At 56.9% G+C, this 22985-nt stretch carries 19 protein-coding genes and 2 tRNA genes; 9 read left to right on the top strand and 12 right to left on the bottom strand.

All coding sequences use genetic code 11. From position 1 onward, the window contains the following. Positions 1 to 56: 56 nt before the first annotated feature. Both FNL37_RS02185 and FNL37_RS02180 read right to left on the bottom strand, forming a co-directional pair. Positions 57 to 1472, bottom strand: a complete 1416-nt coding sequence (locus FNL37_RS02185; protein ID WP_013443182.1) for a sensor histidine kinase — start codon at positions 1470 to 1472, stop codon at positions 57 to 59. Next, positions 1469 to 2140, bottom strand: coding sequence for a response regulator transcription factor (locus tag FNL37_RS02180; protein ID WP_159354979.1), 672 nt, complete (start codon positions 2138 to 2140; stop codon positions 1469 to 1471). Before FNL37_RS02180 ends, FNL37_RS02185 begins: the two co-directional genes overlap by 4 nt. A gap of 193 nt (positions 2141 to 2333) precedes the next feature. Between FNL37_RS02180 and FNL37_RS02175 the strand changes: the two genes are divergently transcribed. Together FNL37_RS02175 and FNL37_RS02170 are read left to right on the top strand one after the other, a co-directional pair. Further along, a complete protein-coding gene (locus FNL37_RS02175; protein WP_159354978.1) occupies positions 2334 to 2780 on the top strand; it encodes an SRPBCC family protein in 447 nt (148 codons plus the stop codon). A 58-nt stretch (positions 2781 to 2838) separates the two neighbouring features. After that, positions 2839 to 3207 (top strand): MoaF-related domain-containing protein, encoded by a 369-nt coding sequence (locus tag FNL37_RS02170; protein WP_159354977.1) that lies wholly within the window; start codon positions 2839 to 2841, stop codon positions 3205 to 3207. A gap of 76 nt (positions 3208 to 3283) precedes the next feature. Here FNL37_RS02170 and FNL37_RS02165 read toward each other — a convergent pair. The 3 genes from FNL37_RS02165 to FNL37_RS02155 form a co-directional block, all read right to left on the bottom strand. Continuing rightward, positions 3284 to 3360: transfer RNA gene (locus FNL37_RS02165), tRNA-Asp, on the bottom strand. Positions 3361 to 3374: 14 nt separating this feature from the next. Then, positions 3375 to 3450, bottom strand: a tRNA-Val gene (locus FNL37_RS02160). Positions 3451 to 3515: 65 nt separating this feature from the next. After that, on the bottom strand, positions 3516 to 4460 hold the full coding sequence (locus FNL37_RS02155; RefSeq protein WP_244948181.1) for a LysR family transcriptional regulator: 945 nt from the start codon (positions 4458 to 4460) through the stop codon (positions 3516 to 3518). Positions 4461 to 4594: 134 nt separating this feature from the next. On the opposite strand from FNL37_RS02155, the gene FNL37_RS02150 reads away from it, so the two are divergent. The 5 genes from FNL37_RS02150 (at position 4595) to FNL37_RS02130 (ending at position 12174) form a co-directional block, all read left to right on the top strand. Beyond that, the gene (locus FNL37_RS02150) at positions 4595 to 5350 is read left to right on the top strand and encodes an SDR family NAD(P)-dependent oxidoreductase (protein WP_159354976.1); all 756 of its coding nucleotides are present in this window, start codon (positions 4595 to 4597) and stop codon (positions 5348 to 5350) included. 45 nt (positions 5351 to 5395) lie between these two features. Then, the gene (locus FNL37_RS02145) at positions 5396 to 6202 is read left to right on the top strand and encodes an alpha/beta hydrolase (protein WP_159354975.1); all 807 of its coding nucleotides are present in this window, start codon (positions 5396 to 5398) and stop codon (positions 6200 to 6202) included. Positions 6203 to 6272: 70 nt separating this feature from the next. After that, a complete protein-coding gene (locus tag FNL37_RS02140) occupies positions 6273 to 7508 on the top strand; it encodes an efflux RND transporter periplasmic adaptor subunit (RefSeq protein WP_159354974.1) in 1236 nt (411 codons plus the stop codon). Positions 7509 to 7543: 35 nt separating this feature from the next. Further along, positions 7544 to 10753, top strand: a complete 3210-nt coding sequence (locus FNL37_RS02135; protein WP_013443191.1) for an efflux RND transporter permease subunit — start codon at positions 7544 to 7546, stop codon at positions 10751 to 10753. Further along, positions 10750 to 12174 carry an efflux transporter outer membrane subunit gene (locus FNL37_RS02130; RefSeq protein ID WP_159354973.1) on the top strand — a complete coding sequence of 475 codons (1425 nt, stop codon included), beginning with the start codon at positions 10750 to 10752 and terminating at the stop codon, positions 12172 to 12174. The genes FNL37_RS02135 and FNL37_RS02130 overlap by 4 nt, the downstream gene beginning before the upstream one ends. Positions 12175 to 12251: 77 nt before the next feature. Here FNL37_RS02130 and FNL37_RS02125 read toward each other — a convergent pair whose 3' ends face one another. The 3 genes from FNL37_RS02125 to FNL37_RS02115 all read right to left on the bottom strand — a co-directional run bounded on the left by FNL37_RS02125 (position 12252) and on the right by FNL37_RS02115 (position 15222). Continuing rightward, complete coding sequence (locus FNL37_RS02125; RefSeq protein WP_159354972.1) at positions 12252 to 13118, bottom strand: AraC family transcriptional regulator; 867 nt, start codon at positions 13116 to 13118, stop codon at positions 12252 to 12254. A gap of 227 nt (positions 13119 to 13345) precedes the next feature. Beyond that, positions 13346 to 13843, bottom strand: a complete 498-nt coding sequence (locus FNL37_RS02120; protein ID WP_013443195.1) for a single-stranded DNA-binding protein — start codon at positions 13841 to 13843, stop codon at positions 13346 to 13348. 2 nt (positions 13844 to 13845) lie between these two features. After that, positions 13846 to 15222 (bottom strand): MFS transporter, encoded by a 1377-nt coding sequence (locus FNL37_RS02115; RefSeq protein WP_159354971.1) that lies wholly within the window; start codon positions 15220 to 15222, stop codon positions 13846 to 13848. A gap of 227 nt (positions 15223 to 15449) precedes the next feature. Here FNL37_RS02115 and uvrA point away from each other — a divergent pair, with 227 nt between their 5' ends. Continuing rightward, complete coding sequence (gene uvrA / locus FNL37_RS02110) at positions 15450 to 18263, top strand: excinuclease ABC subunit UvrA (protein ID WP_159354970.1); 2814 nt, start codon at positions 15450 to 15452, stop codon at positions 18261 to 18263. A 68-nt stretch (positions 18264 to 18331) separates the two neighbouring features. Here uvrA and FNL37_RS02105 read toward each other — a convergent pair whose 3' ends face one another. From FNL37_RS02105 to FNL37_RS02090, 4 genes are all read right to left on the bottom strand, one after another. Next, a complete protein-coding gene (locus tag FNL37_RS02105; RefSeq protein ID WP_159354969.1) occupies positions 18332 to 19159 on the bottom strand; it encodes an HDOD domain-containing protein in 828 nt (275 codons plus the stop codon). 66 nt (positions 19160 to 19225) lie between these two features. Next, positions 19226 to 19918: a monofunctional biosynthetic peptidoglycan transglycosylase gene (gene mtgA, locus FNL37_RS02100; RefSeq protein WP_015830986.1), complete on the bottom strand. Its 693-nt coding sequence runs from the start codon at positions 19916 to 19918 to the stop codon at positions 19226 to 19228. Continuing rightward, on the bottom strand, positions 19915 to 20739 hold the full coding sequence (gene aroE / locus FNL37_RS02095; RefSeq protein WP_159354968.1) for a shikimate dehydrogenase: 825 nt from the start codon (positions 20737 to 20739) through the stop codon (positions 19915 to 19917). Before aroE ends, mtgA begins: the two co-directional genes overlap by 4 nt. 18 nt (positions 20740 to 20757) lie before the next feature. Further along, positions 20758 to 21213, bottom strand: a complete 456-nt coding sequence (locus FNL37_RS02090; protein ID WP_015830988.1) for a rhodanese-like domain-containing protein — start codon at positions 21211 to 21213, stop codon at positions 20758 to 20760. Positions 21214 to 21480: 267 nt separating this feature from the next. Here FNL37_RS02090 and glnA point away from each other — a divergent pair, with 267 nt between their 5' ends. After that, the gene (glnA, locus tag FNL37_RS02085) at positions 21481 to 22890 is read left to right on the top strand and encodes a type I glutamate--ammonia ligase (protein WP_013443202.1); all 1410 of its coding nucleotides are present in this window, start codon (positions 21481 to 21483) and stop codon (positions 22888 to 22890) included. Positions 22891 to 22985: the final 95 nt, after the last annotated feature.

Below are 22985 nucleotides of genomic sequence, written 5' to 3'. Positions count from 1 at the left end.
GCTTGCCCTAGGCCAATGCCCGGCACCAGCCTTGCCGGGCTAACCTGATGCCTGTATCAGCTTGCCGCTACCGGCGCCTCTGCGCTGCGATCCGCAAAGCGCAATGAGATACGCAAGCCGCCTTCCGGCGTCGCATCCTGCATCTGAATCGTGGCCCCATGCACCTGGGCAATTTCCAGCACAATCGCCAAGCCCAGGCCACTGCCTGGCTGCTCGGTGCCTATCACCCGGTGAAAGCGTTCGAATACCTTTTCGCGCTCATCCTCCGGAATCCCCGGCCCATCGTCTTCCACGCTGAGCACAAAACCCTGGTCATCCCGCGTCAGACTCACCGTGACCCGTCCACCTTCATCGCTGTACCGGATGGCATTGTCCACCAGGTTGGAGAGCATTTCTTCCAGGCTGGTCGCATCCCCCAGCACCCAGGCATGGGTCAGTTCGCTTTCAAAGCCCAGATCAATATTCCGGGGCAAGGCCAGTGATATCAGGTCGCCCGTCACATGCTGTGCCAGGGCGCGCAGATCCAGTACATGCATCTGGATGGCACGCATCACCTCGGGCTCGGCACGCGCCAGAATCAGCAGCTGATTGACCATATGCACCAGCCGCTCGGTGCTCATGGCGATATTGGCCAGACTTTTTTGCAAAGCCTCCGGATTGGTTTCATATTGCGCGAGCTCCGTCTGCGCCATCACGCCCGCCAGCGGTGTGCGAAGCTGATGGGCGGCATCGGCAATAAAGCGGTTTTGCGATTCCAGCAAGCGTTGTACCTGTTGCATGAGCTGATTGATGGACTCGACCAGCATGCTGACTTCTTCTGGCACCTGCGTAAGCTGCACCGGGCTGAGGTCGCGCGGGGTGCGCTGGGCGAGGGCCGCATGCAGATCCCAAAGCGGGCGCAAGCCGCGGCCAATGCCAAACCACATCAGCACCACGGCAACCAGTAACAGCAGCAATTGCGGGATCAGGATGCCCAGCAGAATCTGGCTGGCCAGGTGCTGGCGCCGGTTACGGGTTTCGGCGACCTGTATGCGTACGGACTCATCACCCTGATCGCCCGGAATCACCGCCGGCATCGAGACCACGCGCACATCGTGCCCAGCCACATGTCCGCCAACAAAATACATGACTTTGCGCTGCCAGCTCTGCGGCGCCTGATACGCCAGCGCCTTGTCGCCGCCCAGAAAGCGGCCCTGCGGGTCATACACGCTGTAATACATCTCGTCATCCTGGCTGGAGAGCAGCATGCTGCGGACTTCCGGCTTCAGCTCCAGCTGGGCGTTATTCAGGCGATTCTGGGTAATAATCTGCGAAACATCATAGGCAGTGTCGTACAGCGCATGGTCGAACGCCTTGCGCAGGAAGTGCAGCGAAATGCGATAAAGAATGGTGGAATCCACCGCAATCAATATCAGCAATGGCACCAACAACCATTTGAGCAGCTGACGGCGTACCGAAAAGCGCGACTTCATGCCGACTGCTTTTCCAGGAGATAACCCAGACCACGCACGGTGCGGATCAGGATGCCGTAGGGCTCCAGCTTTTTACGCAGGCGGTGGACATACACCTCGATGGCATTGTTGCCGACGTCGACATCCCAGTTGCACAGATTTTCCACCAGCGACTCCTTGCTCACCACGCGCCCGCTGCGCAAGATCAGCGCTTCCAGCACGCTCAACTCCCGCTGCGAAAACTCCACCAGCGCACCATTGACCGTAACTGTGCGGTCAGTACTATCGAAGCGCATGGGGCCAAAATCTATATACGACGTCACCACCTGATGACTGCGACGTATCTGCGCCCGCAACCGCGCTTCCAGCTCGGGCAGCTTGAAAGGCTTGATCAGGTAATCATCCGCGCCCAGATCCAGTCCGTGCACCCGGTCATCCAGGCCCTCGCGCGCCGAGAGTATCACTACCGGCACCAGCTGTTTGCGCTGACGCAGGCGCCGCAACACCTCGAGGCCATCCATGCGCGGCAGACCCAGATCCAGCACCACCGCATCGTAGACTTGCTCATGCAGCGCGACATCCGCCTGCTGCCCGTCCTGCGTCCAGTCCACCGCATAGCCGGATTTGATCAGCGAGCGATGAATGGCATCACCGAGTACGGCGTCGTCTTCCACTAGCAAAACCCGCATGACGATCCCCTTGCCAAAATAAACCAAAAGCGTATTTCCGCCGACTTACAGTCGGCTTACATTAACCTATCTTAACACCCGGCCTTATGAACACAGCCTCAGCAGCGCGGCAAAAACCTGCATTTCCTCGCATGTGCAGCCTGCGCTAAACTGCCTGTTCTTTTATATCCATGCAATGAAAGGAGTATGTCTCATGACAACCGGTACCGTGAATTTGCATCGTGTATTTCAGGCGCCACCGCAGCGGGTATATCAAGCCTTTCTCAATGCAGACGCCCTGGCGAAGTGGCTGCCTCCTTACGGCTTCACTTGCAATGTTCATCATCTGGAAGCCAAAACCGGCGGCACCTTCCGCATGTCCTTCACCAACTTCAGCTCAGGAGACCAACATGCCTTCAGTGGCGAATACCTGGAGCTGATTCCTGATACAAAACTGCGCTACACCGACCGCTTTGATGATCCCAACCTGCCTGGCGCGCTGGAAGTCACCGTCACCCTGACCGAAGTCTCCTGTGGTACCGACATCGCCATCCAGCAAACGGGCATTCCCGCGGCGATCCCAGTCGAGAGTTGCTATCTGGGTTGGCAGCAATCGCTGGCGCAACTCGCTACGCTGGTAGAGCCTGATATTCCGGGATAGCCAGCAAGACCAACTCGCGGATAATACGCAATATTCCGTCCGGCATAAGGCCCTTTACATGAAACACATACGATTATTTGTCATCGGCTTGTTACTTGCATCCTCACCTTTGTACGTACAGGCATCAGAAGCATATATGGGCCAGTTCCTTTATCAATATGAAGGCGGCAATGTTTACCGGGTGACGGTGAACGATGCCAAGTCCATGGCGTGGACATGCATCGCTGGCTCGGAAAAAGGCGCGCATGGAATGGAAACACCTGAGCGCATCAAGGTGGATGAAAATATCTACTTTGCCACATGGCGCGAGAAGACAGGCATCAACGTCACTCAGGTGATCGACCTGAAAAACATGAAGGTGTACTCCACCATTATTGATGGCAAAGAACGTTATGTTCTCTCGGGCAAGATTGTTCGGGAAAAGTGATGTTGGCCCATACGGCGTGAGCGTCTGACAGACATGAAAAAAGCCCGTTGAACTGAATCAACGGGCTTTTTGGTATTGGCGGAGTGGACGGGGCTCGAACCCGCGACCCCCGGCGTGACAGGCCGGTATTCTAACCAACTGAACTACCACTCCATTCGTTAAGGATTTGGTGGGTGCTGACGGGGTCGAACCGCCGACATTCGCCTTGTAAGGGCGACGCTCTACCAACTGAGCTAAGCACCCGTTTCCTCACGAAGGCCCGCATATTACACAAGGCCGGGCCGTTTGCCAAGTACAACGTGCAAGCTTTATCTGGAAGCTCCGCTGGGCAGGGTGGTGCGCGTTTGCACCAGGTCGCTGGTTTCGAACAAGGCGGCGGTCCAATCAATAAACGCGCGCACCTTGGATGAGAGGTGGCGGTTTTGCGGATAGAGCACATACAGGGGCAAATTTTCCGATAAATGAGTCCCCAGCACGACTTGCAGTTCGCCACTGGCAATGTGCTCCTGCACCATGAAGGTCGCCGCCTGAAAAACGCCCAACCCGGCCAGACAGGCGGCCAGGCAGGCATCGCCATCGTTGAAGATCATTTTCCGATGGCTGGACACTTCATAGCGCTCGCCGTCGCGCTCAAAATCAAATTCGTACACCTTGCCAGTTTTGGATGAAAAATAATGGATGCCGGTGTGGCGCTCCAGATCGCGAGGCTGCATGGGGATGCCATGTTTGCGCAGATAGCCCGGCGTAGCACAGGTAACAAAGCGCAATGAGGCAACGCGCCGCGCTACCAGCGATTGATCCAGCGGATCGCCACCGCGAATCACGCAATCCACCCCTTCTTCCAGCAGATCCACCGGGCGGTCATTGCAGCCCATTTCAAGGATGATGTCGGGGTATTTTTCCGTAAAGTCCGCCAGTGCCGGGATCAGGATGCGCCGCCCGATAGAGCCCGGCACATCTACCCGCAGCCGCCCACTGGGCCGCGATGTGGCCTGTCGCAGAGCGGCCTCGGTTTCTTCCAGTTCATTTAATAGCGCCACAGCCCGCTCGTAATAGGCGGCGCCGTCCGTCGTCACACTCACATGCCGTGTGGTGCGGTTGAGCAATTTCACCCCCAGCCGGTTTTCAAGTGCCTGCACCTGGGCAGAAATCGTGGTTTTGGGGAGATTCAGCGACAAAGCCGCCTTGGTAAAACTCGCCAGCTCCACCACGCGGGTAAAGGCCTGCATTGCCTCAAACCTGTCCATTGCCATGTTTACACCCCCTATTGTCCTGTTTTATTGCACAGTGATTCTGATTTTAGCCTATTTATCTGGATTTATGCTCAATATAAAGTGCGACTAACACTTTTGCAGTCTTCATTTTTAAAACTTCAAGGAGCTTCATCATGGCAAACAAACTGATCAACAAGGTGGCAGTGATTACAGGTGCATCCAAAGGCATAGGCGCTGGCATTGCCAAGCTCTATGCTGCAGAAGGCGCCGCTGTGGTTGTTAACTACGCCTCCAGCAAGGCTGGTGCCGAACAGGTAGTGGCAGACATCACCGCCGCAGGTGGCAAGGCGATTGCCGTGCAAGCCGATGTGGCAAAACAGGCCGATATCCAGCGCCTGTTTGCTGAAGCGATCAAGGCTTATGGCAAGATCGACATTCTGGTCAACAATGCCGGCGTTTACGAATTCTCCCCGCTGGAAGCCATCACCGAAGAACACTTCCACAAGCAGTTCAACCTGAATGTGCTGGGCCTCATCCTCACCACCCAGGAAGCCGTGAAGCACTTCCCCGAAGCAGGCGGCAGCATTATCAACATCAGCTCCGTGGTATCCAGCACCTTTGCACCGGCACAAGGTTCGGTTTACAGCGCCACCAAGGGCGCGGTGGATGCCGTGACGCGTTCGCTCTCCAAGGAACTGGGCCCTCGCAAGATCCGTGTCAATGCCATCAACCCTGGCATGGTGGAAACCGAAGGCCTGCATAGCGTGGGCTTTGCAGAAGGCGAATTCCGCAGCCACATCGAAAGCCAGACACCGCTGGGCCGCATTGGTCAGGTGCAGGATATCGCGCCTGCTGCCCTGTTCCTGGCATCCGACGATGCTGCCTGGATCACTGGCGAACCGCTGTTTATCTCCGGTGGCTTGCGTTAAACCCGCCGGAAAGCCCCTATCGCCAACATTCAGGAACAGCCGTAAATGAAACCCGTAGCCGATCATCAACCAAGCCAGCCGTGGAGCACCAGTTTTATCTCTGCGCATACCGACCGCCTGGTCGGTATCCAGGTCTTTGGCCATGGCAAGCATGAAATCGCCAAACCGGTGATCGTGTACTTTCACGGCGGGCTGTTCAACTGCGGTTCGGTGGAAGATGCCGCCGGACTCGCGCGCATGCTGGCCGACGACTGCGTTGTGGTGTGCGTGGATTATCCGCTGGCGCCGCAGCTGCATTTCCCCGATACCGTGGAAGTGGTATTTGATGCCACGCAATGGGTACACAAGCAGGCAAAGAAACTGGGCGCAGACCCCAAACAGCTGTTTGTCGCGGGGGATCAGGCCGGTGGCAATCTGGCAGCTGTGGTGGCCATGATGGCACGCGACCGTGGCCTTGGCCGCGGCAGCCACCTCAAGGGACAAATACTGATTAACCCCATGCTGGATCCGGGGCAGTCCACCCTCTCCATGCGTGCCGCTGAAGACTGCCCTTGCCGCAAGGCCTGGGCCGATTACCTGCCGGTGGCGAGCGATGCCTTGCATCCGTATGCCGCGCCTTTGCATTCCAAACGCCTGGCCGAGCTGGCACCCGCCTTGATCCTGACTTCCGACAACGACCCCTTGCGCGATGAGGCCGAGCTTTATGCCTCGCGCCTGATCGCGGCAGGTGTCTCAGTCAGGGTGCGCCGCATGTCATGCAACAAAGAGAAAGACAGCCTCGCCAGCCCTCGCTGTCAGGGGTTTCACGAGGTAACGCAACTGCTGACCCAGTTTATTACCGAGATGGCATAGCCAGCGCACGCCAGCCAGGCGCCACCTCAAGTTTCACGCATTCACCATTTTTAAAAATAGGGAGTTACACATGAACGCAGCATCCCCCCGCTTTAACCGCAAACTGATATGGCTCGCCCTGGGCGTGGCGCTGATCGGCACGGCAGGCATCGTCTCGCACAACAGCCAGGCCGCCCGACCTGCAGCCACCGCTGCTGCCCCCGCCCCGGTGACGGTTGCCACTGTCATTGAAAAATCCGTCATCGAATGGGATGAATTCTCTGGCCGTGTAGAGGCCGTGGAATATGTGGAGATACGGCCGCGCGTGACCGGCACTATTGATGTCATTCACTTCCGCGATGGCCAACTGGTGAAAAAGGGCGACCTGCTGTTCACCATAGACCCTCGGCCATTCCAGGCTGAACTCGCCCGCGCCGAAGCCGACAAGGCCAGCGCTGAAGCCGCCCTTGAACTGGCGCGCACCGAGCAGGAGCGTACCCGCCGCCTGATCGAAGACCGCGCCGTGGCTCAACGCGAGCTGGATGAACGCAACAACACCTATCTGGTGGCCAATGCGCGTCTGAAAGCGGCCGAAGCCGCCGTGATGACCGCCCGCCTCAACCTGCAATACACCGCCATTACCGCGCCGGTGAGTGGTCGCGTATCGCGCGCTGAAATCACCGTGGGCAATCTGGTCGGGCCGAATGGCAATTCCCCGGCGTTGACCACACTGGTGTCTGTATCGCCCATGTATGTGAATTTTGAAGTGGATGAGCAAACCTACGGTCGTTACCTGGCTCATGGGGCTGGCAACAATTCGCATAGCGATCGCATTCCCGTCGCCATTGGTCTCGCCAGCGAAACCGGCTATCCGCACCAAGGCCAGATCCGCTCGTTCGATAACCGCCTGGATACTGCCTCGGGCACCATCCGCGTGCGTGCCGTGCTGGATAACCAGGATGGGGCGCTGACACCCGGCATGTATGCCCGCGTGCGCACCGGTGGCGGTGGCGAGAAGCCCGCGCTGCTGATTGACGACAAAGCCATAGGCACCGATCAGGACAAGAAATTCGTGATGGTGGTGGATGCCGACAACAAGGCCAACTATCGCCCGATCAAGATCGGCCCCATGGTGGACGGCATGCGCATCGTGCGTGAAGGCCTGAACGCTGGCGAACGCATCATCGTCAACGGCTTGCAGCGCGTACGCCCGAACGATGTTGTGGCGCCCACACCTGTCGCCGAATCGCCTGCTGCGCCAGCAGCCAAGTCGGCCAGCCTCGTACCGGTGCCCACCAGCACCGCCGCCAAGAAAATCCGCATCTGAGTCGGCACCACTGACCAGTACAGGGAGAATGTAACGTGAATATATCCAGATTTTTTGTGGACAGGCCTATCTTTGCCGGCGTGCTGTCCGTTCTTATTTTTATCGGCGGCTTGATCTCCATGTTCAACCTGCCGATTTCGGAATACCCCGAAGTCGTGCCGCCATCCGTCATCGTCAAGGCGCAATTCCCCGGTGCCAATCCGCAAACCATCGCGGAAACCGTGGCAGCGCCGATTGAAGAGCAGATCAATGGGGTGGAGGGCATGCTGTACATGGCATCGCAAGCCACCTCCGATGGCCTGATGACGCTGACCATCACCTTCAAGCTCGGCACCTCGCCCGACTTGGCCCAGCAACTGGTGCAAAACCGCGTCAACCAGGCCTTGCCCCGTTTGCCGGAAGAAGTGCAACGGCTGGGTGTGACCACGGTGAAAAGCTCGCCGGACCTCACCATGGTCGTGCATTTGCTGTCGCCCAATGGTCGCTACGACATGACCTACCTGCGCAATTACGCCCTGCTGAATGTGAAAGACCGGCTGGCGCGGATTGAAGGCGTAGGCCAGGTGCAGCTGTTTGGCGCAGGCGATTACTCCATGCGTATCTGGCTGGACCCGCGCAAGGTGGCCGAGCGCAAGCTCACCGCCAATGATGTGGTCACCGCCATCCGCCAGCAGAATGTGGACGTGGCTGCCGGTGTGATCGGCGCATCGCCGTCTCTGCCTGGCACCGATTACCAGATTTCGGTGAATGCACGCGGCCGCCTCAATACCGAAGAAGAGTTTGAGAATATCGTCATCCGCACCTCGCCCGATGGCGTGGTCACGCGCCTGAGCGATGTGGCGCGTGTTGAGCTGGGCGCCAGTGAGTATGCCCTGCGCTCGCTGCTGGATAACAAATCCGCCGTTGCGATTCCGATCTTCCAGGCACCGGGTTCCAACGCCCTGCAGATTTCGGAAAACGTGCGCAAGACCATGGCCGAGCTGCAGGAAGACATGCCGGAGGGTCTGGAATACCACATCGTGTATGACCCGACGCAGTTCGTCCGCGCATCCATTCATGCCGTGACCGAAACGCTATTGATCGCCGTGGGTCTGGTGGTGCTGGTGGTGATCATCTTCCTGCAAACCTGGCGCGCTTCCATCATCCCGCTGCTCGCGGTGCCGGTGTCGGTCATCGGTACCTTTGCCGTGATGATGGGCCTGGGCTTCTCCATCAATACCCTCAGCCTGTTCGGGTTGGTACTGGCGATTGGTATCGTGGTGGATGATGCCATCGTGGTAGTGGAAAACGTGGAGCGCAACATCGAGCGCGGCCTCTCGGCCAAGGAGGCCACCTATCGCGCCATGCGTGAAGTGTCTGGCCCGATTGTCGCCATTGCGCTGACCCTGTCGGCCGTGTTTGTACCGCTGGCGTTTGTGAGCGGCCTGACTGGCCAGTTCTTCAAGCAGTTTGCGCTGACCATCGCCATCTCTACCGTGATTTCGGCATTCAACTCGCTGACGCTGTCGCCTGCCTTGGCCTCCTTGCTGCTGAAGCGCCATGACGAAAAGAAAGACGCGTTCCAGCGCACGATTGACCGTCTGTTCGGCTGGTTCTTTGTGCGCTTCAACCGCGTGTTCCATCGTGGCTCGGAAAAGTACGGCAATGGCGTCACTGGCGTGTTGCGCCACAAGAGCGTCATGCTGGTGCTGTATGGCGCGCTGATCGGCTCCACCATGCTGCTGATTCACCTGGTGCCTACCGGCTTTATTCCGGCGCAGGACAAGCAATACCTGGTGAGCTTTGCGCAATTGCCGGATGCCGCCTCGCTGGATCGCACCGAAGACGTGATCCGCCAGATGAGCGAGATTGCGCTTAAGCATCCTGGCGTGGAATCGGCCGTGGCCTTCCCTGGCTTGTCGATCAACGGCTTCACCAACAGCCCCAACTCCGGCATTGTGTTTGCCACGCTGAAACCGTTTGATGAGCGCAAGGGCGCGGACCAGTCCGGCTTTGCGATTGCCCAGCAGCTGAACCAGCAATATGCCAGCATTCAGGGCGCATTTATTGCCGTGTTCCCGCCACCTCCGGTACAAGGTCTGGGCACCATAGGCGGCTTCAAGTTCCAGATTCAGGACCGTGGTGCGCTGGGTAACGTAGCGCTCAACGATGCCCTGCAGGCCTTTATGGAAAAAGCCCGCAAGGCGCCTGAACTGGCCGGCATGTTCTCCAGCTTCCAGATCAATGTGCCGCAACTGTATGCCGATGTAGACCGCACGCATGCGCAACAACTCGGCGTTTCCATCCCGGAAGTGTTCGACACGCTGCAGATTTACCTGGGCTCGCTGTACGTCAATGACTTCAACAAGTTTGGCCGTACCTATCAGGTGCGTGTGCAAGCAGATGCGCCTTTCCGGGCGCATGCGGAAGACATAGGCCTGCTCAAGACCCGCAATGCGCAGGGCGACATGGTGCCACTGGCTTCGGTGCTGAAGATGACGCAAAGCTACGGCCCAGACCGCGCCATGCGTTACAACGGCTTCCCGTCGGCTGACGTCAATGGCGGTGCTGCGCCGGGCTACAGCACAGGCGAAGCACAGGCCGCGGTGGAACGCATTGCCGCTGAAACCCTGCCACGTGGCATCGGCTTTGAGTGGACGGAACTGACCTATCAGGAAAAGATTGCCGGCAACACGCTGTTCGTGATCCTGCCGCTGTCCATCCTGCTGGTGTTCCTGGTGCTGTCTGCCCAGTATGAAAGCCTGACCTTGCCGCTGGCGGTGCTGCTGATTGTGCCCATGGGTCTGCTGTCTGCCATCTTTGGCGTGTGGCTGACCAATGGTGATAACAATATCTTCACCCAGGTAAGTCTGGTGGTGCTGGTCGGCCTTGCGTGCAAGAACGCCATCCTGATTGTGGAGTTTGCCCGTGAGCTGGAGCTGGAAGGCCGCAAGATTTATGCAGCCGCCATTGAAGCCGCCCGTCTGCGCTTGCGCCCCATCCTGATGACGTCGATTGCCTTTATTGCAGGCGTGGTGCCCCTGGTGGTATCCACTGGCGCGGGCTCGGAAATGCGCCATGCCATGGGGATAGCGGTGTTTGCCGGGATGATAGGCGTGACGGTATTCGGCCTCTTCCTCACCCCTGTGTTCTACGTACTGATTCGTACCATGGTGACCAAATGCCAGGACTTCGGCCATGCGCATCACGCTGCCGCACCTGCCATTGAACCAGCACCTGCCTTAGAGAAAGGAACCCAAGAATGAACAAGCACAGCCTGAAACTCAGCTTGCTGGCAACAGCGCTGGTGCTGGCCGGATGCTCCACCGCCAAGCCGCCGGAGCAGATCAACCTGCAACTGCCAAACCAGTATCGCGAAACTGCGCAGCTGGATGGTGCCTGGCAAGCGGGCAACCCGGCCGACCACATTGACCGTGGCGCCTGGTGGACGGTGTTTAACGATACCGAGCTGAATAACCTGATTGAAGCCGCCACTGAAACCAGCCCAACGCTGGCGATTGCCCTGGCCCGGGTGAAAGAAGCCCGCGCCAATGCCGGCGTGGTGGATGCTGATCGCAAGTTCCAGCTGAATGGCGGCGTGGGCCCTACCCGCCAGCGCGATCCGGATACGCCCGCCAATACCGAGTGGCGCGCGCAGGTAAATGCCTCGTATGAGGTCGACCTGATTGGCCGCCTGTCTGACCAGAGCCGCGCCGCCCGTCTGGATGCGCAAGGCCAGGAAGCCGCCTACCGCTCAGTATTGCTGGCGCTGCAGGCCGACATCGCCCAGCAATATTTCACGCTGCGCGCACTGGATTCGGAGCTGGAGATTCTGCGCAAGACCATAGACCTGCGTCAGGAAGAGCTGCGCATGGTGCAGCGGCGGTATGATCTGGGCGATATCGGCGAGCTTGACCTCGCCAAGGCCAAAACCGAGCTGGCCACCGTGCAGGCCGAGCAGGAGTCGGTTGTACGCAACCGCGCCCAGCAAGACCACGCGCTCGCCATTCTGTTGGGCAAAACCCCGGCCGAATTCACCTTGGCCGCAGCGCCACTGCAACTCAACGTAGTGCAGGTGCCGGTTGGCCTGCCATCGCAACTGCTGGAGCGTCGCCCGGACATTGCCCAGGCACAACGTGCACTCGCCGCCGCCAGTGCCCGTGTGGGTGCGGCCAAGGCCGCGTTCTTCCCACGGCTGGTGCTCACCGGTACTGGCGGTTACGAGTCGAACGAACTGCATGAGCTGTTCAAATGGTCCAGCCGCAGCTGGCTGCTCGGCCCGCTGGTCGGCACCGCGCTCACGCTGCCGATCCTCGATGGCGGCCGCAACAAAGCCAACCTGTCGCGCGCCGATGCCGTCTATGAACGCGAAGTCGCCAACTACAGGCAACAAGTGCTGGTCGGCTTTCAGGAAGTGGAAAACAACCTGAGCGGCCTGCGCACGCTGGACCGGCAGATCGACTACCAGCGCCAGGCCATCGCCTCCGCTAGTGTCGCCGAGCGCCTCGCCAACACCCGCTACAAAAACGGCTCTGCCAGCTACTTTGAAGTCATCGACGCGCAACGCACCAGCCTCTCCGTGCAGCGCGCCGAAGTGCAAACCGCCGGGCTCAGGATGCTGACCTCCGTGGGCTTGATACGGGCACTGGGTGGGGGATGGTCGGAAACGACAGAAAAGTCCTCATGATCTAAAACGGACTGATGCAAAAACAAAGGTGCAAGAGACTCTCATCTCTTGCACCTTTGTTCTTTTACAGACAACCCTTATTTCAGTGGTAAGTAGATGTCTGTTATCAACTCGGCTTCAGGCGTCTCCGGCAACAGATTCACGTAATGAAAATAAAGCGGAAAATCACGCAGCTCCTCACCACTATCCGGCAACCACTCCCGGTACAAGGGATAAATACTTTCCCCAATCCGCGTATGCGAGCCATGGTGACGCACTCTTGCACAACGTCCGCCCGGAATAGACTTCACCACAATACCTTGCTCATTCACTGCGATATCGGTTTTGATTTCCCCGGCAATATCAAAGCGAAATGCTGAAGGCTCCGTCGTATCGGGGTTGTCATATGCAATACCAAATGTCCTGGAGCTGTTTTTAGGGGAAGACCCCGTCTGTTTGCGCCACGCAATGAAATCCCCAACAGAATGATTCAATTTATCGGGTGCGCCGCGATGCTCCTTTACGGCAATCATCGTCGTTTCAACATTCACAATCTCGACCTGCATTATTTTATTTCCTTCTGGTAATCGGAACCCATACACCACATGCCAAGCCTCCCAATCAGGATTTTTCCTGAACGCGGACGGGGATTGCCCAAAAATATTCCCGAAGGCACGGGTAAACGATTCCGGAGTTTCAAACCCGGCATTCAAGGCGATGTCGATAACTTTCACTTTGGAATCGAAGGCGAGCTGATAAGACGCGTGTCGCAGACGAAGCAGCAAAATATACCGAGCAACCGTAATGCCGATGTAATCGGCAAATTGCCGGTGGAAATGGAATCTGGAAAACCCCGCGATATCGCATAAAGCATCCATGCTCAAAGATTGATCCAGGTGCTGCTCAATGTGATCAAGCACCTTTTGAAATCTCATTGCATACACTTCTGCCCTGCATTGACTCATGTTGGCTCCGTTCTCCACAAACCGAACTATGCCTAAGATGTTGGGCGAAAACCTGACCGAAATTGCTAATTTGGATTTAATCGCGAGTTACAGAAGTCATGAGCATGTGCTCGCAGAAGGATTGATTGAAGGCAAATCAAGAACACCCTCAAAAAAATTGCCCTCAACGCCGGATAACGTTGAGGGCAACTTGATATGCAGCTTTCAAGAAGCTGAGTAGTACAAAGTTAGAACGGAATATCGTCATCAAAGTCATCAAAGCCGGAACCACCTGCTGGCTTGGATGTAGCCGCAGCTGGGGCCGGACGGGCTTGGGCTGGGGCGGCGGATTGACGTGGTTGGTAGGAAGCGGACTGGTCTTCGTCCATGACTTCGTAGGCATTGCCGCCGCCGCTGCGGGCGCCGAGCATTTGCATGCGGTCGGCAACCACTTCGGTGGTCTGGCGTTCGTTGCCTTCTTTATCTTGCCATTTGCGGGTTTGCAGGCGGCCTTCGATGTAGACGCTGGAGCCTTTTTTCAGGTACTCCCCGGCGATTTCGGCTTGCTTGCCAAACATGGAGATGCGGTGCCACTCGGTGCGCTCCTGTTTCTGGCCGTTTTTGTCTTTCCAGGTGTCGGTGGTGGCGATGCTGAAGGATGCCAGCGCGTCGCCGGATGGCATGTAGCGCATTTCGGGGTCACGCCCCAGATTGCCGACCAGAATAACTTTGTTCACAGATGCCATGGTTAATCCTCTATTAATCTCAAAACTTCAGCTTCATCGAATGCGTGTTGCAGATCGACCTTGAGCATGAGCATGCTTTCGTCCGGCAGCACTACCACTTCGCGCACGCCACTGACGGCGGCCAGGCGGGTGGAAAGCTGCTGCGCATCCGCTGAACTCATATCGCGTAAATGATACATTTTACTCTTAACTGCGGGCGGGCTTGTCATACTCAAGGCAAAAATTAACCAAAGGCCCATCAGCACACTACAGAAAATGAAGACCGCGGCAAAGCCATGGTAGTGCGATAAATAACCGCCCATCACGCCGCCGAGAAACACCCCGAAGGATTGCGAGGTGTTGTAAACACCGATGGCCGTACCTTTGGAGGCGGCAGGCGCAATCTTGGAAATAATCGATGGCAATGTGGCTTCAAGCACATTGAAGGCAATGAAATAAAGCGCCAGTGAAGCGACGATGCCCCAGAAGTGGCTGATGGAGTTTGCCAGCATGAGCTGGGCAAGCAGCATGAGGCCAATCGCAGAAACAAATACCTGCTTGAGCTTGGCGCGTTTCTCGCCATAAATAATGGCGGGCACCATGAGGATAAAGCCCACCAGCACCACCGGCAGGTAAATCTGCCAATGGTCGTTTTCGCCCATGCCGCTGCTTTGCTTGATGGCAAAGGGGACGACGACAAACATGGCCATCTGCGCGGCATGCAGGGCAAAAATGCCGTAATTGAGGCGCAGGAGCTGGGTGTTCTTGAGTACATCGCGCAGCTTGGAAGTCGAGGCTTCGGCATCGGAGTGAAAGCGGCTGACAATGGGGTCAGGCACCATGAATTTCACATCCAGAATCGCCAGCGCGGCAAGTGCACCGGTGAGCAGGAATATGCCTGGCACGCCTATCCATTGATTCAGCGCGGGCCCCAGCACCAGCGAGGCGGCAAATGTCACGCCTATGGTGCCGCCTATCATCGCCATAGCCTTGGTGCGGTGTTCTTCACGCGTGAGATCGGCGACCAGCGCCGTCACCGCGGCAGACACCGCCCCGGCGCCCTGAATGGCCCGGCCGATAATCACGGTGGTGAGGTCATGGGCAAAGCCTGCCACCAGACTGCCAATGACGAACAGAACCAAGCCTGCATAAATGACTTTTTTGCGGCCGAAGTGGTCAGAGGCCATGCCGAACGGCAGCTGGAAGATCGCTTGCGTCAAACCATAGGCGCCCAGCGCCAAGCCTATCATCAGATGGCTATCGCCCCCGGGCAGGGTTTCGGCATAAATGGCAAAAATCGGCAGGATCAAAAACATGCCCAGCATGCGCAATCCATAGATGGATGCCAGGCTCATGCTGGCGCGCAACTCCTGGGCGGACATACGTTCATTAGATGACATGGAAATAGATTGGGTTGGGACCGAAAATTGCGTATATTAACAGGTTGCCTCCACTCAGCCCTAGATTCACTCGGGCTATTTTGGTTGCCGCCGAATATAAGCGCCTGGGGGCAGACCAGCCAGGCCGAATACATCAACAGTCATGGCCTGCACAAACATTAGTCCACAATTAGGGAAGCCTCTTCGGCTGCGGATTTTCACGGATTTGATTAGGTGATTGGATTTGCATGGAATACATACGGATACGCGGCGCTCGCACGCATAACCTGAAAAACGTTTCACTCGACCTGCCACGCAACAAGATGATCGTCATCACCGGGCTTTCCGGTTCCGGCAAATCCTCGCTGGCATTCGACACGCTGTATGCCGAAGGGCAACGCCGGTATGTGGAGTCACTCTCCGCCTACGCCCGCCAGTTTCTGGCCCGTATGGATAAACCGGATGTTGACCTGATTGAAGGCTTGTCACCCGCGATTTCGATTGAACAGAAATCCACTTCGCACAACCCGCGCTCCACCGTGGGCACGGTGACGGAAATTCATGATTACCTGCGGCTGCTGTATGCACGCGCGGGCGACCCGGAATGCCCGGATCATGGTATCAAGCTGGAAGCACAAACCGTCTCGCAAATGGTGGATAGCGTGCTGGCCTTGCCGGAAGAAACCAAGCTGATGATCCTGGCGCCCGTGGTCAGCAACCGCAAGGGCGAACAGGTGGACCTGTTTGAAGAGCTGAAGGCACAAGGCTTTGTGCGCGTGCGGGTAGATGGCGAGACCTATGAGCTTGACGCCGTGCCCAAGCTGGCCAAAACCACCAAGCATAATGTGGATGTGGTGGTGGACCGCCTGAAGGTGCGCGCCGATATGAAGCAACGCATTGCCGAATCCTTCGAAACCGCGTTGCGGCTGGCAGAAGGCAAGGCGATTGCGGTGGAAATGGATACCGCCAAGGAACATCTGTTCTCGGCCAAATTCTCCTGCCCGGTGTGCGATTACTCGCTGGCCGAGCTGGAGCCACGCCTGTTTTCGTTCAACAACCCCATGGGCGCCTGCCCCAAGTGCGATGGCCTGGGCCAGATCAGCTTTTTTGACCCCAAGCGCGTGGTCGCCTTCCCGCATCTTTCGCTGGCGAGTGGTGCCATCAAGGGTTGGGACAGACGCAACCAGTTTTACTTCCAGTTGCTGTCTTCCCTGAGCCAGCATTATGGCTTTGACCTGGAAACCGCCTTTGAAGAGCTGCCCGCCCATGTGCAGCATATTTTGCTGCATGGTAGCGGCAAGGAAGAAATCAGCTTCAGATACCTGAACGAGCGCGGTAATTTCTATCAGAAAACCCATACCTTCGAAGGCATCCTGAATAATCTGCAGCGTCGTTATCACGAGACCGACTCGGTGACCGTGCGTGAAGAGTTGGCGAAATACCTCAACTCGCAGGCTTGCCCGGAATGCGGCGGCACCCGCCTGCGCCGCGAGGCCCGCCATGTCAAAGTCGGTGGTCGCAATATTCACGAAGTTTGCGAAATCGCGCTCAAGCATGCGCTGGTGTTCTTTGACTCATTGGAGCTCACCGGCCAGAAACTGGCGATTGCCGACAAGATCGTCAAAGAGATCAGCAGCCGCCTCAAGTTCCTGACCAACGTCGGGCTGGAGTACCTTTCGCTATCCCGCTCGGCAGAAACCCTGTCCGGTGGCGAGGCGCAGCGTATTCGCCTGGCGTCGCAGATAGGCTCCGGCCTCACCGGCGTGATGTATGTACTGGATGAACCTTCCATCGGCCTGCATCAGCGTGACAATGATCGCCTGCTGGAAACCCTGATGCGCCTGCGCGACATCGGCAATAGCGTGATCGTGGTAGAGCATGATGAAGATGCGATCATGGCGGCGGATTATGTGGTCGATATCGGTCCGGGCGCCGGTGAGCACGGCGGCCATATTGTGGCGGCGGGCACGCCGAAAGAAATCCAGGACAATGCCAACTCGCTGACTGGCCAATACCTCAGCGGCAAAAAAGCCATCGCCATTCCCAAGAAGCGCCACCAGCCTGACCCCGAGCGCTGGCTCAAACTGACCCATGCCACCGGCAACAACCTTAAAGACGTCGATCTGGCGATCCCAGTCGGCCTGCTGACCTGCGTCACCGGCGTCTCGGGTTCAGGCAAATCCACGCTGGTGAATGACACTCTGTATCGTGTGGTGGCCAAGCATCTGTATGGCAGCTCCACCGAGCCGGCTGAATTTGCCGAGATTGATGGACTGGCATTTTTTGACAAAGTAGTCGATGTAGACCAAAGCCCGATTGGCCGTACACCACGCTCCAACCCGGCGACCTACACCGGCCTGTTTACGCCCATACGCGATCTGTTTGCCGGCGTGCCGGAAAGCCGTGCGCGTGGGTATGGCCCTGGCCGTTATTCGTTCAACGTCAAAGGCGGCCGCTGCGAAGCTTGCCAGGGCGATGGCGTGCTGCGCGTGGAAATGCACTTCCTGCCGGATGTGTATGTGCCTTGTGATGTCTGCAAGGGCCAGCGCTATAACCGCGAAACCCTGGAAATCCAGTACAAGAGCAAGAACATCCACGAAGTGCTGGGCATGACGGTAGAGCAGGCACGCGCCTTCTTTGACGCCGTTCCCGTCGTGGCGCGCAAGCTGCAAACCCTGCTGGATGTGGGCCTGGGCTACATTACACTGGGCCAATCGGCCACCACACTTTCCGGTGGTGAAGCCCAGCGCGTCAAGCTGGCGCTGGAGTTATCCAAACGCGATACCGGCCGCACGCTGTACATTCTGGATGAGCCGACCACGGGGCTGCACTTTGCTGATATTCAGTTGCTGCTGGACGTGATTCATCGCCTGCGCGATGCGGGTAACACCATCGTCATTATCGAGCACAACCTGGATGTGATTAAAACCGCGGACTGGCTGATCGACATGGGCCCTGAAGGTGGGGATGGCGGCGGCATGGTCGTGGCAGAGGGCACACCCGAGCATGTGGCGACCATTGCCAAGAGCTATACCGGTAAATACCTCAAGGATTACCTCTAGCCATCAACAAAAAAGCCCCATGCGGCTCGCGCTGCATGGGGCTTTTTTTAAAACGGTAACGTCAGCTTTTAAAGAAAGCTTTCTGCTTCCGGGATCAGCGGACGATAACTGTCGATGCGCTCTATCCATTCAATACGGTCCACGCCCAGCGCTTTTGCCACTTCCGGCTTCAGCGTTTCGGCAATGTGGGCTGATTCTTCCAGATTTTCCAGACCAAACGCGATGTGCGCTGCCATAAACACCACCGGCGCCATATCGCACGCCATTTTATCCAGCGGGTCAGCGTAGTAGCGAATCACGCGCTGAATATCCTCAGGGAAATTCCAGCGACGTGCCAGCTCGGCACCAACCTGGCAATGATCCAGCCCCAGCGTGGCATTTTCCAGGGCTTTGCGTTCAATGACGCTCAGGCCTTTGCACTCTTCATCAATCTCGGCTGCCTGGATGGGGAACACGATATGAATGAGCAATTGGCCGATGCTGTGCATGAGGGCCGCAAGGTAGGCCGTCTCGGTGGGCTTTTTCAGCTCCTGACTGATTTTGCCGGCAACGGCTGCGGTCACCAGACTGTGACGCCAGAAGCGATTGATATCGAGCCCGGGCAAGGTGGTAAAGGTACCGGTCACGCCAGAGGCAATCACCAGCGTGCGCAGCTTGCTGACCCCAATCACCGAAATGGCATCGGGGATCGTCTTGATGGTGCGGCTGACACCGTAATAGGAAGAGTTGGCCATGCGCAGCACTTTGGCCGAGAGCACCTGATCATGGGCAATGCGTGCGCCCAGCTCGCCTAAGTCCACATCTTCATTGTCCAGCATCAGAATGACTTCCTGCACGACCTTGGGCAAGGTTGGCAGGTTGAGTATTGAATGGAAAAACTTGTCTACCACGTCCATGTTGAGATCACCCCCACTAATTGTTGTTGCCGGGATTGCTTCCGGTCTTCTGATTACGGCTGGCGCTCAAGGAACACTAACAGCATTCATCCGCGCCTGGATGATGCCCGTTTTTTTAAGCAAGCCGCGCGCATTTCGATGGCTGTCATAATAGCGCGGATTTGGCACCATGGCAGCGAGTTTGGCGGCTTGCGCTGCTGTCAGGCCTTTTGCAGAATTATGAAAGTAATACCTTGCAGCGGCTTCGGCACCAAATACGCCATTCCCCCACTCAATCACATTCAGGTAAATCTCATAGATACGCCGCTTGCTCATCATTTTTTCCAGCATGAGCGTGATCATGGCTTCTTCCAGTTTGCGCCAGGGTGTGCGGCGCGTCGACAGAAACAGATTTTTGGAAAGCTGCTGGCTGATGGTAGAGCCACCCGCCACGATACGGCCTTTTTTCAGGTTTTTCTCATAAGCCTTCTGGATACCATCCCAATCAAAGCCTTCATGCTCGACAAACCGGGAATCCTCGGCGGCGATTACCGCCCGTTTCAGATGGATGGATATCTGGCTGTAAGGCACCCACTGATGCCGCAACTCGGCACCGGGTTTATCTTCCTGCAGCAATTCCAGGCGATCGCGCATGAAAGCACTGCTATCCGGATTGTGCTGCACCCACCAGCAGATATGCAGGAATATCCAGAGCTGATACAACACGATCAGCAGCAGCAAGGCCAAGAGGCCGCGCCATATCCATTGGCGCCATGTCATGATTTGAAATGTGCAATCACGGGGGTGGTATCAGGCCGCACCTGGCGCCACAGATAAAACGATTCGGCGGCCTGCTCAATCAGCATGCCAAGACCATCGACCACATGCTCAGCGCCATGCGCGCGGGCAAAGGCCATGAAGGGGGTCTCCCGACCATACATCATGTCGTAGGCCAGGGATCCTGCCGCAAACATGCTGGGCGGCAAGGGTAACTGAGAGTCGGTCAATCCGGCAGAAGTGGCATTCACGACCACATCAAACGCCTGGCCCGGCAGATCTTCAAAGGCCAGCGCCTGTACCGAGACATACAGCAGCTCGCCCTGCGCTTCCACTTTGCGCACCATGGCAAGCGCCTTGTCCAGCGTACGATTGGCCACGACCAGCAGAGCAGGCTGCTGGGCCAGAATGGGATGCAACACGCCTTCGGCAGCACCGCCAGCCCCGATCAGAAGCACGCGCTTGCCGTGCAAGGGAATCGCCAGGTTGTGCTGAATATCCCGTACCAGGCCAGCGCCATCGGTGTTATCGCCAATGATGTGCTCGCCCTGAAACATCAGAGTATTAACGGCACCGGCATCGTGGGCACGCTCGGTCAGCTGCGTTGCCAGAGCATATGCCTGCAGCTTGAATGGCACCGTAACGTTGGCACCTTTATAACCTTGGGCCCGCATGGCCTGCACGGTCTCAACAAACGCATCAAGGGGAGCCAGCACACGGCCGTATTCGAGTTGCTGCGAGGTTTGCTCGGCAAACATGTGGTGTATCAGCGGCGACTTGCTGTGCTCGACCGGGTTGCCGATCACGGCATAACGATCCATCATCACGACCCTGTCTGTAATTTAGCTATTTGTCCAGGGCAGGCCAGCCGCTTTCCAGCCATTAATCTTGCCACGCTGACCCGTTTGCGGATCGGTCGCGCCTTCGAAACCTTCCAATACGTTGTAAGCCTCGGTGTATCCCATGGAGTTAGCCAGCACTGCGGCATTGTGCGAACGGCCACCCGTGCGGCACAAAAACATCACCAGCGCTTCGCGATCCACCTGCTTGTCCAGATGCGCAGCAAAATCAGGGTTGGCTACCATGCCGGGATAAAATGCCCACTCAATGCTCAATGCCTGAGGAACGCGCCCCACCAGCTCAAGCTCGGCGCGGCTTCTTACATCTACCAGACAGGCGCCCGGAGCGGATGCCATCAGCTGCTGGGCTTCCTCTGGGGTGAGAGCGCCTGCATAAGGCAAATTGTTTACCTGAGCGCGCTGCTTGGCTTTTTGTAATATTTGATTGATAGTTTCCATGGTGCACTCGATTATTTTGTAGATTTACCCCGAAGTATAGCGAGAATTTTGCGGCCTGAGCCAAAAGCACCAATTTGGTGCATTTGCCCCAATGATCGCCCGAATTCGGTGCCCCGCTTTTTTATTCTCTTTTCTAAGTGATTATGTGAAAATGAGAATCTCGGGGTTTCCGATGGCACGTTTCCTGCTAGATACATTCAGCAGTTTTTCTATCAAACCATGGGGTTTGATTACTTAATTTACGCTTTTACGTTTTAGGAGAATGAAATGGCGGTAGCCGACGTAATGAAAATGGTGAAGGAAAATGACATCAAGTTTGTTGATTTCCGTTTCACCGATACCAGAGGTAAAGAACAGCACGTAACTGTACCCATCTCAGCGTTCGATGAAAGCAAATTTACCGAAGGCCACGCATTCGACGGTTCATCTATCGCCGGCTGGAAAGGTATTCAAGCTTCCGACATGCAACTGATGCCTGATCCTGAGACTGCCAATATCGATCCGTTCATGGACGAACCTACACTGATTCTGAGCTGTGACGTGGTAGATCCTACCGACGGCAAGGGCTACGACCGTTGCCCACGCAGCTTGGCAAAACGCGCTGAGGCTTACCTGAAGTCCAGCGGCCTGGGCGACACCGCCTACTTCGGCCCAGAACCCGAATTCTTCATTTTCGACTCCATCCAGTGGAATGCCGGCATGGAAGGCTGTTCCGTCAAGATCAACTCCGAAGAAGGTGCATGGGCATCTGGCGAGAAGTTCGAAAGCGGCAACACTGGTCACCGTCCTGGCGTAAAGGGCGGCTACTTCCCAGTACCTCCAGTCGATTCCTTCCAGGATCTGCGCTCAGCCATGGTCATCGCCCTTGAAAACATGGGCGTGCCTGTTGAAGTGCACCACCACGAAGTGGCAACGGCTGGTCAATGTGAAATCGGCACCAAGTTCAGCACTCTGGTACAACGTGCCGACTGGACCCAATTGCTGAAGTACGTGGTGCTGAACACCGCTCACGCTTACGGCAAAACCGCCACCTTCATGCCTAAGCCTATCGTTGGCGACAACGGTTCCGGCATGCACGTGCACCAATCCGTATGGAAAGATGGCAAGAACCTGTTCGCAGGCAACGGCTACGCTGGCCTGTCCGAGTTCGCCCTTTACTACATCGGCGGTATCATCAAGCACGCTCGCGCGCTGAATGCGATCACCAATCCAGGCACCAACTCCTACAAGCGTCTGGTTCCAGGCTTTGAAGCTCCAGTTAAGCTGGCCTACTCTGCCAAGAACCGTTCAGCTTCGATCCGTATTCCTTTCGTGCACTCCGACAAGGCTCGCCGCGTTGAAGCTCGCTTCCCTGATCCTACTGCCAACCCATACCTGGCATTCAGCGCCCTGCTGATGGCTGGTCTGGACGGCGTACAGAACAAGATTCACCCAGGTGAGCCAGCAACCAAGGATCTCTACCATCTGCCTCCTGAGGAAGATGCAGCGATCCCAACCGTTTGCTCCTCGCTGGAACAAGCACTGGAATATCTGGACAAGGATCGCGAGTTCCTCACCCGTGGTGGTGTGTTCTCCGATGACTGGATCGACAGCTACATCGCATTGAAGATGGAAGAAGTCACCAGAATGCGCATGACACCGCATCCTATCGAGTTCGCCATGTACTACAGCTGCTAATCACAGCATGTTAAAAAAGGCGGGGCAACCCGCCTTTTTTATTGCCTGCCACTCTTGCGCACCTGTTAACTGGCGTGCGTTGCCACCTCGTGGCT

The sequence above is a fragment of the Methylovorus glucosotrophus genome (assembly GCF_009858335.1).
Lineage (GTDB): Bacteria > Pseudomonadota > Gammaproteobacteria > Burkholderiales > Methylophilaceae > Methylovorus > Methylovorus glucosotrophus.
The sequence above is the reverse complement of the archived record's forward strand: the minus strand, read 5'-3'. Positions and strand labels throughout refer to the sequence as shown.